The sequence below is a fragment of the Clostridioides sp. ZZV15-6383 genome, assembly GCF_020657735.1.
GTDB classification, from domain to species: domain Bacteria; phylum Bacillota; class Clostridia; order Peptostreptococcales; family Peptostreptococcaceae; genus Clostridioides; species Clostridioides difficile_D.
In genome coordinates this window covers 1-15,813 of record NZ_JAGWCV010000036.1, presented here as the reverse complement: position 1 = coordinate 15,813, position 15,813 = coordinate 1, and the positions used below count along the sequence as shown (strand labels likewise).

Annotated in this window: 14 protein-coding genes, 1 rRNA gene and 1 riboswitch; of the genes, 2 read left to right on the top strand and 13 right to left on the bottom strand. The window is 29.7% G+C overall.

Going from position 1 to position 15,813, the window contains the following annotated elements; genetic code table 11:
- Positions 1-117: 117 nt before the first annotated feature.
- The 11 genes from KGF42_RS13045 to KGF42_RS12995 all read right to left on the bottom strand — a co-directional run bounded on the left by KGF42_RS13045 (position 118) and on the right by KGF42_RS12995 (position 13,554).
- Complete coding sequence (locus tag KGF42_RS13045; RefSeq protein ID WP_227826466.1) at positions 118-1,911, bottom strand: DNRLRE domain-containing protein; 1,794 nt, start codon at positions 1,909-1,911, stop codon at positions 118-120.
- Between the two features lie 674 nt (positions 1,912-2,585).
- Positions 2,586-3,110 carry a peptidylprolyl isomerase gene (locus KGF42_RS13040; protein WP_227823206.1) on the bottom strand — a complete coding sequence of 175 codons (525 nt, stop codon included), beginning with the start codon at positions 3,108-3,110 and terminating at the stop codon, positions 2,586-2,588.
- Positions 3,111-3,174: 64 nt separating this feature from the next.
- Positions 3,175-3,927 carry a patatin-like phospholipase family protein gene (locus tag KGF42_RS13035; protein ID WP_227823207.1) on the bottom strand — a complete coding sequence of 251 codons (753 nt, stop codon included), beginning with the start codon at positions 3,925-3,927 and terminating at the stop codon, positions 3,175-3,177.
- Positions 3,928-3,957: 30 nt separating this feature from the next.
- Positions 3,958-5,256 carry a M18 family aminopeptidase gene (locus KGF42_RS13030; protein ID WP_227823208.1) on the bottom strand — a complete coding sequence of 433 codons (1,299 nt, stop codon included), beginning with the start codon at positions 5,254-5,256 and terminating at the stop codon, positions 3,958-3,960.
- A gap of 16 nt (positions 5,257-5,272) precedes the next feature.
- Complete coding sequence (locus KGF42_RS13025) at positions 5,273-7,537, bottom strand: DUF3553 domain-containing protein (RefSeq protein WP_107594574.1); 2,265 nt, start codon at positions 7,535-7,537, stop codon at positions 5,273-5,275.
- 250 nt (positions 7,538-7,787) lie between these two features.
- Positions 7,788-8,606 (bottom strand): energy-coupling factor ABC transporter ATP-binding protein, encoded by an 819-nt coding sequence (locus KGF42_RS13020; protein ID WP_227823209.1) that lies wholly within the window; start codon positions 8,604-8,606, stop codon positions 7,788-7,790.
- On the bottom strand, positions 8,599-9,297 hold the full coding sequence (cbiQ, locus tag KGF42_RS13015; protein WP_227823210.1) for a cobalt ECF transporter T component CbiQ: 699 nt from the start codon (positions 9,295-9,297) through the stop codon (positions 8,599-8,601). Before cbiQ ends, KGF42_RS13020 begins: the two co-directional genes overlap by 8 nt.
- 2 nt (positions 9,298-9,299) lie before the next feature.
- A complete protein-coding gene (locus tag KGF42_RS13010) occupies positions 9,300-9,584 on the bottom strand; it encodes an energy-coupling factor ABC transporter substrate-binding protein (protein WP_009895390.1) in 285 nt (94 codons plus the stop codon).
- Positions 9,574-10,326 carry an energy-coupling factor ABC transporter permease gene (locus KGF42_RS13005; RefSeq protein WP_054272335.1) on the bottom strand — a complete coding sequence of 251 codons (753 nt, stop codon included), beginning with the start codon at positions 10,324-10,326 and terminating at the stop codon, positions 9,574-9,576. Before KGF42_RS13005 ends, KGF42_RS13010 begins: the two co-directional genes overlap by 11 nt.
- Positions 10,327-10,510: 184 nt before the next feature.
- Positions 10,511-10,704: riboswitch (cobalamin riboswitch) on the bottom strand.
- A 131-nt stretch (positions 10,705-10,835) separates the two neighbouring features.
- Positions 10,836-12,611, bottom strand: coding sequence for a nitric oxide reductase activation-like protein (locus tag KGF42_RS13000; protein ID WP_227826465.1), 1,776 nt, complete (start codon positions 12,609-12,611; stop codon positions 10,836-10,838).
- A 13-nt stretch (positions 12,612-12,624) separates the two neighbouring features.
- Positions 12,625-13,554: an AAA family ATPase gene (locus KGF42_RS12995; protein ID WP_227823212.1), complete on the bottom strand. Its 930-nt coding sequence runs from the start codon at positions 13,552-13,554 to the stop codon at positions 12,625-12,627.
- Positions 13,555-13,902: 348 nt separating this feature from the next.
- Between KGF42_RS12995 and KGF42_RS12990 the strand changes: the two genes are divergently transcribed.
- Both KGF42_RS12990 and KGF42_RS12985 read left to right on the top strand, forming a co-directional pair.
- Entirely contained in the window at positions 13,903-14,274 is a 372-nt protein-coding gene (locus tag KGF42_RS12990; protein WP_070480377.1) for a GntR family transcriptional regulator, read from the top strand.
- 14 nt (positions 14,275-14,288) lie between these two features.
- Positions 14,289-14,924, top strand: coding sequence for an ATP-binding cassette domain-containing protein (locus KGF42_RS12985; protein ID WP_285891579.1), 636 nt, complete (start codon positions 14,289-14,291; stop codon positions 14,922-14,924).
- Here KGF42_RS12985 and KGF42_RS12980 read toward each other — a convergent pair.
- Together KGF42_RS12980 and rrf are read right to left on the bottom strand one after the other, a co-directional pair.
- Positions 14,919-15,527 (bottom strand): DedA family protein, encoded by a 609-nt coding sequence (locus KGF42_RS12980; protein ID WP_054272329.1) that lies wholly within the window; start codon positions 15,525-15,527, stop codon positions 14,919-14,921. The genes KGF42_RS12985 and KGF42_RS12980 overlap by 6 nt on opposite strands.
- A gap of 168 nt (positions 15,528-15,695) precedes the next feature.
- Positions 15,696-15,812: ribosomal RNA gene (rrf, locus tag KGF42_RS12975) — 5S ribosomal RNA — on the bottom strand.
- Position 15,813: the final 1 nt, after the last annotated feature.

Below are 15,813 nucleotides of genomic sequence, written 5' to 3'. Positions count from 1 at the left end.
ATATATCCTATTATTATTGTTCTTTTTATTCTAAAACAAGTAAAATTCAATACATAAAAAATACTTCTGTTATTCAGATAAAATCTAAATAGTTTTTAAGATTATTTTAGATATATTTTAAGTCATAATAGTATCAGCTATTCTAAATATTGTCAAAGTAGCCGCAGTTCCTGCTGTTTGCCCATTTCGTATTCCTACTGTTGTAGATGAAAAATTATTTATAGTGAAGGTAGTTCCACCAAATAAAAAACCAGCGAAATATCCAGAAATTACTCCTCCACCTCCTGGCTCAGTAGTAAGACCTGCTAAGTCTTTCCCTCCTAAAATTGGAAATAGCATAGAGAAAGAATATTGATTTGTGCTTGATGAGCCTGGTTCCAATGCTACTGAAACTGATATATAATATACACCATTTTCCTGTACTGTAAATGTACCATTTGCATCTACTGTTATACTTGAACTATTTCCTATTGTTGGTTGCCAACCTGTTATAGCTTCTCCATTATCTAGTATTTGTGCAGATGGTGCATTTACAAGAAAGTTAGCAACTGGCTGAGAGGAATTTCCTGTTGGACCCGTTGCCCCTGTTACTCCCGTTGGTCCTATCTCTCCTGTTGGACCCGTTGCTCCCGTTGGTCCTATTTCTCCTGTTGCTCCTGTTGCTCCTGTTACTCCCGTTGGTCCTATCTCTCCTGTTGGACCCATTGCTCCCGTTGAACCTATTTCTCCTGTTGCTCCTGTTGGCCCTGTTACTCCCGTTGGACCCGTTGCTCCCGTTGGTCCTATTTCTCCTGTTGCTCCTGTTACTCCCGTTGGTCCTATCTCTCCTGTTGGACCCGTTGCTCCCGTTGGTCCTATTTCTCCTGTTGCTCCTGTTACTCCCGTTGGTCCTATCTCTCCTGTTGGACCCGTTGCTCCCGTTGGTCCTATTTCTCCTGTTGCTCCTGTTACTCCCGTTGGTCCTATCTCTCCTGTTGGACCCGTTGCTCCTGTTGGTCCTATTTCTCCTGTTGCTCCTGTTACTCCCGTTGGTCCTATCTCTCCTGTTGGACCCGTTGCTCCCGTTGGTCCTATTTCTCCTGTTGCTCCTGTACCCCCCGTTGGTCCTATTTCTCCTGTTGCCCCTGTACTTCCTGTTGCTCCCGTTGGTCCTATCTCTCCGGTTAAACCTGTTGCTCCCGTTGCCCCTGTATTCCCTGTTGGTCCTATTTCTCCTGTTGCCCCTGTACTTCCTGTTGCTCCCATTGGGCCTATCTCTCCAGTTGGACCTGTTGCTCCTGTTGAACCTTTCTCTCCTCTTGGACCTGTATTTCCAGTTGGACCTGTTGGGCCTGTAATTCTAATTGGAGGACACCCACATTTAGGATAACAATTCTCTTTATTTCTATCTTCAAATGTTACAAGTATATATGGTTTGTTATAACCTCTACTAGATGTAAATTCAAGAATCTGATAAGGATAATTTAAAGATAAAGCTAACCCATGATTAGGATACTTCCCTACTGCCCATGCTTTTACAACACCTGTAATATTTAAACAGATATAATTAGATGTATCACTTATACTAATTGGTAAATATCCACCTACATTTTCCATAGGCAATTTATCATTCCATGATATAATTCTAGAATTATAATATTCACTTATTCTTTTCACTTCAATATCTACTTTTTCATTAAAAATGCAATTCTTATTTGAATTAATATGAATAAATAACTCTGCCTTTAATATATTTTTGTCTTTTAATATATCTGGTATTCTCACTTTAAAAAAAGTAATTAGCTTTTCTTCTACAAAAGTATTTAAACATTTGGTTCCTATCAAGCAATATTCTAAAAGGCTAAAGTTTTTATCTGGATATTTTTTTGATACAAAAGTATCATCATTTAAATAAAGTATAATATTTCTCATTTATAATCCCTCCATTTTGGGTCTATATTATACTATGTTAAAATACATACTTAGTTACATCAGAACTATAAATATACTGTCTTAAATTTTTATATAATAATACTAATTTATACAAAAAAAGAACATACTATTAGAAAATTCTAATAGTATGTTCTCTTTCATTATTATATATTACACTTTAAATTATTCCTTGACTGGCCTAGCTGGTGTAAACTAAACCAGTCTCTCTCAAATATTAAGCACTTTTTTCTTCTTATGTTTTTTAGGATTTATTGTCTCTATTATTGTAAACCAAAGTTATGAAATTGTAAATAGAAGATATTACCATAACAATGTTTTTTTGTAAATAAAAATTACAAAAAAACTTGTTTTTCTTAATTAAAGTAAATAAAATAAATTCAAAAAATACTGAAATAAGTGTTTTCCACATATCTTATCTATTTATTTAATATATTATTATATCAAAACTTAAATATAAACAATCATAGTAAAATTTTTTTAATCAAACTTTATTTTTCAATTAAAATTCTATAATATATAATTTTCCCTCATGCAAAACAAATAAAAAAGTGAAATGTATTTGTCTAAAGACATAACAACATTTCACTTTATCTTCATTAAACAACATATATTTTTAACTTTTATTTATAACTTAACCTAGTTTTATATATGTTTTAGTTTTTTTCTACATCTGAGTAGTCTATTCCAAAAGTTTCTACAGTAACAGATTTCATAATTTGTGGAGTCTGTGGCTTATCAGCTGCGTCCGTTCTAACTGATGCTATTTCATCAACTGTATCCATACCTTCTATTACTCTACCAAAACCTGCATATTGACCATCTAAATGTGGTGAATTTTTATGCATTATGAAAAATTGAGAACCGGCTGAATTAGGTGCCATAGTTCTAGCCATTGATATAACTCCTCTTTCGTGTTTTAGATTGTTAGTAAATCCATTACCACTAAATTCACCTTTTATAGAGTGACCTGGCCCCCCCATTCCTGTACCATTTGGGCATCCTCCTTGTATCATAAATCCTGATATTACTCTATGAAAGATTATTCCATTATAATATCCTTCATTTACTAATGATACAAAGTTTTTAACTGTATTTGGTGCTATATTTGGATATAACTCAATTTTAATTTCTTTTCCATTTTCCATTTCTATAGTTACTATAGGATTGTTATTTTCCATAATTTATTACCTTCCTTTTCATTAGTTAAATTACATAATTACATTTATTATATTATACTCTAATTTAAAGTCTATCAAGTATATTTTTTCCTATTTCATATCCTTCATGATAAATAGTTTTACAAAATTCATCATCAAAATTAAGGGTATCTTTAGGTGCAAACTGAGTATTAGGTCTAACCACGATGATTCTATTTTCATCATATATTTTTTTGATATCGTCTGGTAACTCATAATTATATTTTGTGGATATTAAAATAATTTTATCCACATTATCCCCAATTAGTGGTTCAATTAATGCACTCCTAATTAGACCTCCATCTAATTTGAAACCATCATAAATTCCTTCTTGCACATCATTCACAAATTGTTCTTTAAAACTAAGGGTAGCATTTGGATTTGATGGTAACAACCCACTGTATGAAATACTTGCAATTGCTTCATTACGAGATATTTTTGATACATCAACAATCTTTTCTGATACTACCTTATTATCAACTTCAACATAATTAACATAAAAGTTCATTTCTTCAACTTTACTATCATCTAGTTCCCTTAAATTGTCTATAGCAGGAGAATTATCCACAGTATTATTTACTATTTTCACATTTCCATTCTGGATATCTTTTATATTTGTCCACATTTTCTCCAAGTTATCAACATTGCCTGTGTATAAATAATATCCATTTATTGCTCCTATTGATGTCCCTGAAATCGAATAAAATTTATTTATTCCTCCATCATACAAGGCTTTAACTACTCCTGCTTGATAAGCCCCTTTTGCTCCTCCACCTTCTAAGCATAATCCTAATTTCATAGTCTCATCTCCAAATTGTTTATCTTATATTTATATTTCAAAAAACTTACTGAATGTTTTATATATACTATAATGGTCCTCAACATTTCCTAATTCTCTTATAGAGTGCATTGCTAAAATTGGACTTCCCACATCCACAGATGGTATATCTATGTGAGTAGAGGATATTGGACCTATAGTACTTCCACCTCTTTCATCTGACCTATTAACAAATTCTTGATACTCAACATTAGCTTCTTTACATATATTTTTATAAACAGCTATAGAATATCCATCACTAGTGTATGCCTGACTAGCATTTATCTTTATAACTGGACCTTTTCCCATAACTGGTTTATTAGTTGGGTCGTGTTTTTCTGGAACGTTTGGATGGATGGCATGAGCTAAATCCGAAGATATCATAAAAGATGAATAAATAGACTCAAAGAATCCCTCTCTATCCTTACTCATTGATAGACAGATTCTCTCTAATATATTTAACAACATGTTTGAATCTGCACCTTGTTTAGTAGAACTACCAACTTCTTCATTATCAAATACAGCTATTACATTTACACCATTTTGCCCTTTAGTATTAACAAGAGCATTCAAACTAGCATGTACCATTGCAAGATTATCTTGTCTTCCAATAGATATAAATTCATCATTAGCCCCTATTAAACTTCCTTTTTCAAATTCATATAAAAATAAATCAAAATCTATAATATCTTCCACATTTACATCTAAATTAGATGCTATTTGTTTTAAAAGAAAATTATCTTTTTCTAATGTATCATTTAACAGGCCAACTAAAGGCAACATATCTTTCTGTTTGTTATATGAATGACTATCATTTATACTTCTATTTAAATGTATTGCTAAATTCGGTATTATACAAATTGGCTTTTTAAAATCTATAAGTCTTTCGTTTGGTTTTAATATAGTATCACCTTTTAAAACTACTCTACCAGCTATTCCAAGAGGTCTATCCAGCCATGTACTCAATATTGCTCCTCCATAACACTCTGTATTCAACTTCAAATAAGATTTTTCAGCTTCTATTTCTGCGTTTGGTTTAATACTAAATGTAGGAGAATCTGAATGAGAACCTATTATTCTAAACCCATCTCTTTCTATATTTTCTGAATTTACTACAAAGGCTACCATGGCAGATAAATTTTTAGTAACATAATATTTTCCACCAACTTTTAGATTCCATCTCTGATTCAAAACCAATTCTTCAAATCCATTTTTATCTAAAATTTCCTTAGCACTATCAACTGCATGAAAAGATGATGGACTATCATATATGAAGTCTATCAGGTTTTTAGCAAAGTTTATACTATCCATTCCTCGTTTACCTCCATTATAAAATATTTAGTGTTGTATATTCTTTATTTATTTTTTTAATTCCCTGTTGGTCAAAAGCTATAGTAACATCTGTACCAATTATAGAAACTACTGTCCCAACCCCAAACTTAGGATGATGTACTTTAGAACCAAGTTTTATATCATCTGGATTAGTTTCTTTATTAGAATCTTTTATTGTAGCATTAACTTTATCTGCAACCTTAGATTTACTTATAGTATTCATATACTTTTTAGTATATTTATCTAACATATTATAATTTGCTTTAGAATAACTCAACTCTTTTTTTACTTTGTACAATCGTTCTATACATTCTTCTGGCAATTCCTCCATAAATCTTGAAGCTATTGCAACATTTGTTTTACCATATAATGTTCTCTTCTCCGTCAATGACATATATAGTTCTTCTTTAGCTCTAGTTATACCAACATAACAAAGTCTTCTCTCTTCTTCTATTTGTGAATCACTCATAGATTTTATAGCTCTTGATATAGGGAATAATCCTTCTTCCATACCTGTTAAGAACACAACAGGGAATTCTAGCCCTTTAGATGTATGAATTGTCATAAGCGAAACCCTATCATTATCTTCTTCATCATTTGATTCAGATGTAAGTGCTATACTAGTTAAGAATGTTTCTAAATCTTTATTTTCATAAGTATCATCACTACTACTTTCAAACTCTAGTGCTATAGAAATAAATTCTCTTAAATTATCAATTCTATCTTGAGCTTCCTCACCTTTACCAGTCAAATCTTTTTCATTTTTGTTTCTTATCTCTACAAGTTCATCCATATATCCTGTGGTATCCAAAACTTTTTCTATTAACTTACTAACAGGATAAACTTCTTTTATAGTTCTAAGAGTACCTATAATATCAACAAATCCACTTATACTTGCTCTTGCCTTAGTAGATATGTCTGAATTTGTTTCTATGTCAATTAATACTGAATATATACTCTCTTGTTTTAAATTAGCTCTGTCTTCAATTTTTTCTATAGTTCTAAGCCCTATACCTCTTCTAGGAACATTTATAATTCTTTTTATAGATATATCATCCTGAGGGTTTTGAATAACTCTTAAATACGCCAATAAATCCTTTATTTCTTTTCTCTCATAGAATTTCGTACCACCATATATATTGTATGGAATTTGACTTCTATTTAAAGCATCTTCTACAGGTCTTGCTTGTGCATTTGCTCTATAAAGTACTGCAAAATCCTTATAAGGTCTATTCTCTTTTCTAGCTATTTGTGCAATTGAGTCAGCAATGAAATCAGCCTCCTCTATTTCGCTACCAGTTAATTGTATCTTTATAAGCTCTCCTTCTTTTTTTTCACTCCAAAGCTTTTTTCTTTTTCTTTCTATATTATTAGATATGACTTTATTGGCTGCATCCAATATAACTTGTGTAGACCTATAATTTTGTTCCAACTTTACAACATGTACATTATCATAATCTTTTTCAAATTCAAGTATATTTCTTATATCTGCGCCTCTCCATCCATAAATACTTTGGTCATCATCTCCAACAACACAAATATTTTGATGTTCTCTCGCTAATAATTTTATCAATTCATATTGAGCTTTACTTGTATCTTGGTACTCATCTACCATTATGTATCTAAACCTACTTCTGTAATACGCTAATACTTCATCATTAGCTTTGAAAAGTTCTACCGTTTTAAGTATTAAATCATCAAAATCAAGTGCACTATTTCTTTTTAGACGGTCTTGATATAGAGCATAAATATCTGCAATCTTAACCATTCTATTATCTGCCATGTTGATATCTTTAAACTGTTTTGGAGTATAAAGCTTATCTTTTGCTCCTGAAATGGCGCTTATAACTGCTTTTGGTTCAAATACCTTATCACTTAAATTTAATTCTTTAAGACAGTCTTTAACCAATGTAACTTGGTCTGCAGAATCATAAATTACAAAACTCCTATTGTAACCAATCTTATTTATATCTTTTCTGAGTATACGAACACAACAAGAATGGAATGTACTTATCCACATATCCTTAGTTTCAGGACCTATGTTTTGCTCAACTCTCTCTCTCATTTCATTTGCAGCTTTATTTGTAAATGTTATAGCTAATATATTTGGTGCTTGTACACCTTTATCTTCTATAAGGTATGCTATTCTTGTTGTTAATACCTTAGTTTTACCTGAACCAGCACCAGCCAGTATAAGTACTGGACCTTCAGTTTTTTCTACTGCTTCTCTTTGAGCAGGATTTAATGTATCTAAATTCATATTTCTCCTCCTGTTAACAGCCATAAATATATTTTAATCTAAAATATGAATTACTTCAAATTATAATTATGTATTATATTAATAGATTATTTCCAATATATTACAATTAAATAACACTTTTCCATACAATTTATTTTATTACTCAAAAAAATAACCTTATGATTTGGGGAATCATAAGGCACCTTTAAGGGGTCTAGGTTAAGGGTTATTATATATAAATCTATTTTTTAAAAATAGGTTTAGGGCTTAATTATATGTTTGTATTAAGTTCTCTTTCTTTCCAATACTTATACAAATCTTCTTCTTTCTTAAATAAAGGTAAATTCATATTTTTATGTACTTTTACCAACCATGGGGATTCTAAGCCAGCTTGTATTATATTATTTTCATTTATAAATACATCTTCTGCCTTTCCTTCATCAATCAAAATCCCTTTATCCAATACATATATGTAATCACATATTTCATACATTAAATTCATATCATGACTGGATATTACTATTTTTATATTATTTTTATTTAATCCCTTTATTATATCTACGATAGACCTAGTACTTACTGGGTCTAGACCAGCTGTAGGCTCATCAAGTAATACAATTTCATTTTCCATTGCTATAACTGATGCTATTGCTACCCTTTTTTTCTGACCATAACTAAGAAAATGTACTGGTCTGTCTATAAAATCTATTCCATTAACAGCTACTAGAGCTTTGCTTATTCTCTCTTTAATTGTTTTTTCATCCATACCAATGTTTCTCATTGCGAATGCTATATCATCATATACTTTTGAATAAAAAATTTGTTTTTCTGGGTCTTGAAACACAATACCTACATTTTTTCTAAGATTGTATAAACTTTTTTTATCATACTTTAACTTTTCTTCTTTAAAAAGAATTTCTCCAGATGTAGGTTTTAATATCCCCATTAAGTTCATAAATAATGTTGATTTTCCTGAACCATTTGAACCTATTATACCTATAACATTTCCCTTTGAAAAATCCATATTAATGTTCAATAATGCATTGGCATTTTTTTCATATTGATACGTTAAATTATTTACTTTAAACATCATTATCCCCTACTATGTGAAATTTACCATCATACAATTTTATGTCTAATGATATACACATATCATCATACCTTGTCATAAGTCTTTTGTACAGCATACTTCCAAGAATTCCTAAGGATTTATATGAAGTTTTTAAATTTATATACCCAAATCTTAACTCTTGTGACTTGTATATTTCTGAAAATTCTTCTAAAAATATGAATATAAACCTATATATTAACATTGATAACTCAACAAAAGTATCAGGTAAATGCAACTTTTTAAAGAAGAATATTAATTGATTAAAAGGAGTTGTAAGTATACAAAAATACACACAAGTCAAACAAGACATAGCTCTAAACAACACATGAATAGACATATCAATAGATGCCTTTGATATTCCTACATTGAAACTAAAAAACTTAAAACTATATAATAAGTCTGCTTTATTAAAAGATATATTTACAAGAGTTATTCCTATACTAAGAAATAAAAAGTACATTGGTATTCTAAGTAATTTTAAATAGTTTTTTAAATCTATTCCAGCCACACAAACAACTAGAATACTCATTAAAATCATAATTCCACTTAAAATAAATATATTTTGTATTACCATAGAAGCAATCAAAAATATTACTCCTATGGCTACTTTTTTGTTTGGATTTACTTTACTTAATCTATTTGTATATGCATATTTATCAATTATAAGCATGATTAACTTCTCTTTCCTTTTTGAAGACCTAATATGTATCCTATTACACCAGCACCTAAAGCTGCTTGTGCAGAGAATAATAAGCTTTCTATTTCTCCACTTGGTGGCTCATAAGGACTGCTAAACCACGGTTTGTAATTTGGATTTATCTTAGTAATTTCACTTTCAGCTTGACCATCTGCTCCTCCATATTCAGCACCTGAGTTAACAAGTAATGGAAATATAATAAGAGCCACTACTAATAAAAGTAATAATATGTTAGTTTTTGTTTTTGTTTTAGCACTCATTAACTTTAACTCCTTTATCATTATTTTCTAGTATGCTTTTTTCTCCGTTTTCTGTAATTAAATTATATACAATTACAGTAAGTATACCTTCTGCTATTGCTATTGGTATTTGAGTCATAAAGAAAATTCCTAAAAACTTAATTGCAGAAGCCATAACTCCACCTGATGGGTCTGGGAAAGCCAGTGCTAATTGTATTGAAGTTATTGTATATGTGGCCAAATCTCCTATTGCTGCTGCAAGAAATACTGGCATAGCATTATTTCCATCTTTTTTCTTTAACACCTTAAATATTAAGAACGATATAATTGGCCCTATAATAGCCATTGAAAAAGCATTCGCTCCTAAAGTAGTTATTCCTCCATGTGCTAATAGTAATGCTTGGAATATTAAAACTATAGTTCCAAGAACAAACATTACACTTGGTCCAAACATTATCGCTCCAAGACCGACTCCAGTAGGATGTGAGCAACTTCCTGTTACTGAAGGTATTTTTAGTGCTGATAATACAAACACAAATGCTCCACATAGAGCTAATAATACTTTCTTTTTAGGGTCTTGTTTTACTATTTTTCCAATTGATTTTAGTCCTACTAAAAAAAATGGTATAAATATAACTCCCCATGCTATAGACCATTTTACTGGTAAGTAACCTTCCATTATGTGCATTGCATTTGATGTAACTGGAGTCAAAATAATTAACATAAGTGCTGCTATAATCCCCAATTTGATATTTTGTTTCATCTTAGTATCCCCTCTCTCCCTTTCCAATAATTAAAATATAAATAATAAAATGTCTGATTTATTTAATAAAATAAAAAAGCCTAACACGATGGTTAGGCTTCTAATTTTCCACAATCCAAATACAAACACATAAAATAAATATATCTGTATAATTATTATAAGAAACTTTCTCCATCCCCGAAGAAATTACTTTAATATTTTAGGCAGGTCTCCTGACTTAGCTTCTTCCTACTCCTCTTCCTTCCCATGAGATATAAAAAACCATCATCATAGTGGCTAACAAAAGTTTCGTCTGCATCACAGTAGCGGGGGCTGTAAAGGAATTCAACCTTTTTCCCTATTAATCTTGCTTGAAGAACCTATAATATTATATATTTAATTTTTAACTTATTCTTAAATCATTTTCTATATAAATCATTGTATACCTTTTCTGTGAAAATTTCTACATTTTTTACAGATTTTATTCATTTTTATATTTTTATGTATATAAATTCTTTTTTGTAAGTTTATTAATTTCTAATTATCTTCTTTAAATACATTGAAACCACATCAGAAAATCTAGTTATATCTCTCGAATATATGAAATCATTTCCATATATTAATCTTTCAGCTTCAAGCTCTGATTCTTTACCTGTAAATACTCCTAATACCAATATATTTTGTTTTCTAGCCTTTCTTACTTCATTGGCTGTGTCTCTCAAACCAACTATCCCTCTATAAGCTTTTTCTCCTCTTAAGGTTCTCTCACTATTTTTTCCTATCTTTACATCATTTGGTCTTCCATCACTAAGAACTATCAAAATTTTATTTTCTTCATCTCTATTTATTAGACCACTACATATAGATTTTATAGCCAAACCATCTCTATTATTACCAGCACAAAAATACTCAAATATATTTTCACTATTTTTTATCCCATCATCATAATCTTTAAATCTTTTTAATATTGTATAATCTAAAAAACTAGAAAATCCCATAACTCTATTTGGTATTCCAACTTCTGTTAGAGCATTTGCAATTATGTAAGCTTGAATTGCCACATTTCCTTGATTTCTACTTTGAGAGCCACTTGCATCCAATAATATATCAATAACATATTTACCTTTTTCATTTTCTATATCTTTATAAAATATTTTATTATTATTACTTCTACCCACTCTCCAAGCTCTATTTGCTAAGATAGTACCACAATCAGAGTATACTCTTGTTTTAGCATTTTCTTCTATTAAAATTCTAGCAAGACTTTCTTTTAATCTCTTTATCTGTTGTCTATACATTCTAGCATGTTCTCTAAATTTTCCTAAATTATTTTCCTTTTGTCTTGTTACATATTTTAGTTGAAATACATTATTACATTCACTTCTAAGAACTCCATCTGTAAAGTGTATTCTACAACCTTCATGAACGTTTCTACAGTTTTGTGTTTCAATCTTTTTAATTTCACCTTTACTTAAATAAGTTTTTCCATAATAATGTTCTATTTTTGAATATATTTTATTTGCAGTATCTTCATCAACATATATAACTCTATCTGCCGAATTATTAGATTGAGAATTATCAAAATCTCCTATTCCTTCTACAAGCATGGACGAAGATATTGAGTCTATATCACTTTCAATAATATTTTCTTCTTCATCACTATAAAGTTCTTCATACATAAAATCAGCAAATGTATCAAAGTTTACTTCAACATCTTTTACATTATTTTCATCATATGTAGAATTGCTTTCTTCTCCATTTAATATATATTCAAAATAAGTTAAATATATAACATCTAATGCTTTTAAAATCTCCATAATATCTTGATTCGTATCTATATTTCTTATATCATTAACTATCCTTCTAGTCATACTGTCTAATGCTGGATGTTTGCCCATGCTATAAAGTATAAACGCATATTTAATTTTATCCATAATATTGTCATTATGTATTTTGGTAAAACGTGAAACAATATCTTTATAAGCATTTTTTCTTATATCTTCTATCCCTGGTCTATCTTTAATGGCCTTTTCTTCAACTATTGTATTTAATATAACTTGAATTAGACCCAATATAATATCTTTGTTGTACCCTTTTCGTATTCTATTTGTAAGATATTTTTTAACTATATCCCAATCAACATACTTTCTTCTAGCACCTGCAACTATTGCAAAATACAGACCTATTTCCTTTGAAGAATAATCTTTTTCTGATATATCTATATTTTCATTGTAGTCTCCAGCTATTGTCCAAGATAAGTTATTGGCTCTATTTTCAAATTCATAATCATCATATATCCATTTCATAATTTCACCTATATTAAATATGACTTATTGGAAACACATCTGTACTCTCCCATTTACTAGGTATTCTAGTTTTAATTACATCTCCAACCATTTCTTTCTCGTATATATCAAAAGTCTTTCCTGTAAGCCCCATATTAATTGCAAGAGTTGGTTTCAATCCTCTCCTTATAGTCTTAAGAGATGCCATAAGTCCACGTAAATCAATAGCTTTACTAGATATCTCACCATTTTGAGATTTTAATTGTAAGTCTAAAAATATCCCTGCAAAATGAATTAATTTCTCTTCATCTGCATCCGAAAATTCATTTTTTAAAATCATCATTAGCTTATCTTCTTCTATAGGAGGAATGTCTATTACCATAAATCTAGATACTAGGGCTTCATTAAGTTCCTTTGTCCCTGCATATTCATAGTTCATAGTCCCAATAAATCTTGTTGCTGGATGTAGATTGACTCTCTCATATCCAGGTACATCAATTATTCTTCTATAATCTAAAGCTGAATGTACTACAACTATAGCATCATTTTTTGCCATGTTAATTTCATCAAATACCCCAAAACCTCCATTAATAGCACATTCATAAACTGAACCTCTTCTAAGTTTAACTTCATTGTCTATAAATGTATCTGTACCTATAAGTGTTGAACTATCTGTATTTATATGAAATGATGTATTCCACTGAGGTCTATTAAATATCTCACCCAAATTATCCGCAAGTAAGTTTTTTCCTGTTGCCTTTGGTCCTGATAATAATATATTTTCTTCTTCTAAAAAAGCTGCTATACACATAGATAATATGTCTTTTCCATAAAAATAAGTTTTAGACTTTGTTACTCTATATTCTAAATCTTTTTCTAATCCATAATAATTTCTAAAATACATTATATCTTCAATAAGCTTTTCATCTACCCCTTGTACTCTTAGATTATCTATTATATCCATATTCTTACCCCTTTTATATAAATAGTATTTGTTTTATTACTTAACACCATTTTAGCATAAAAGGATATAAGCTAAAATTGATTTTATAAATTAATGACAGCTCTTCCTCTCTTTTAAAGAAAAAACTATCTATATGTATCTCTTATGTATTATTTTTGTTAAATAGTTGAAAATTATCAGATTACAACTCGTTACAAGATTTATAAGTTGAGCCTTGTGAATGTATTTGATTACTGTATATTGTTTTAGTTTTGTATTTATTATCTTGACAATATTTATTTATATGTCTATACTGTACTTATCGAACCAGTACACCAAGTACGCAAAATATAGTAACAGGAGGATTAAATGGAAATAATCATTAGCAACAGTAGTGATAAACCTATATATGAACAAATATGTTTACAGATTAAAAGCTTTATAATGGATGGAAAACTATCTGCTGGCGAAATGCTACCATCTATGAGAGCTTTGGCAAAAGACTTACATATAAGTGTAATTACTGTTCAACGCGCATATGAGGATTTAACTCGTGATGGATTTATTGAAACTGTATCTGGAAAAGGTAGTTTTGTAGCTAGCCAAAACAAAGAGTTTATTCAAGAAGAACAATTGCGAATAGCAGAAGAATTGTTACAAAAAGTCGCCGAGATTGGTAGAACACATGGTATAGCTTATGAGCAGATGACTAATATTCTAAAATTATTTTATGAAAATTAAGGAGATATAAAACAATGGAGAAAAATAATGTTTTAGTTCATAATTTATGTAAAAGTTTTGGCGATTTTTCATTAAAAGATGTTTCATTTCAAGTTCCAAAGGGAAGAATTGTCGGTTTTATTGGTGAGAATGGAGCTGGAAAAAGTACCACAATTAACTTGATATTGAATGAATTAGAAAAAGATGATGGAAAAATTGAAATCTTTGGAGTAGAACATACCATATATTCAATTAAAAATGATATAGGGGTTGTCTTTGATGAGTGCAATTTCCATGATATTTTTACTGCAAAACATATTGCCAAAATACTTTCTGGTGTATATACATCATGGGATGATGAACTTTATAAGTATTATTTAGAAAAATTCAATCTTCCATTAGAAAAAACTATTGGTTCATTTTCTAAAGGAATGAAAATGAAATTATCCATTAAAAATAAATCGTATAAACAATTATATATTAGCTACTGCACATCACTTAATATGTTCTTTCACTATAAAATTAAAAATATTGACTACCCGTTTCATATTAAAAATCCCCGTTTTCATACAGAAATAAAAACGGGGATTTTGATTACTAGAAATTTTCTAAAACACTTGAATTTTGTAGTAACTGCAGAAGATGATACAAAACTTCACTATTTCTTATAATCTTATCCTGTGATGTTTTTTATGTATATACGACTTAATACCAAAGCCAATAAGAATTATAGATATTGGTATAATGAGAACTAGGAATTTATAATCATTATAATGTGACATTATTTTTACCCAACTCTCAGAAAAAATATATCCTATACTGATTAATGAAGTATTCCATATGGTGATTCCCACAATAGATGATATTACAAAAGTTATAATATTTTGACCTGCTATACCTGCTATAAAAGATATGTATGTTCTACATAGAGGAATTAATCTACATACGCAAACAGAAATAGAAGAATATTTGTTAAAATAATCTTGAGATGCAAATATTCCTTTTTTTGCCTTTGGACATATTTCTATTATTTTATTGATGATAGATTTACCTCCCCAATTTCCTACTGTATAACAAAATATTGAACCAAGTATACCTGCAATTATACTTAAAATTAAAATTGTCAAAAATCCAAAATGATTTCTTGCAGCAATTGCTCCACACAAGGGTAAAACAACTTCGCTAGGCAATGGAAAACAAGCATATTCAATCATAATTAATACAAATACAGAGATTAATCCATATTGTAAAATAAAACTATTGATTACAGACACTTACTTATCTATCTCCTTTCCTATTTAAAAGTGCATATCTATAAGAGCTCTCACCCTATATTTAAAGAATCAATCTCTTTAAACTATTATATGTATTTACATAAAGCATTTATAACATACTTTAAAAATAGTACTTTAAAATAAGAAACTTAACAAATAAAAAAAATTACGTGGCTACGTCCTACTCTCCCAGGCAGTTTCCCACCAAGTACCATCAGCGCTAGAGAGCTTAACTTCTGTGTTCGGAATGGGAACAGGTGTATCCTCTCTGCTATTGTAACCACAT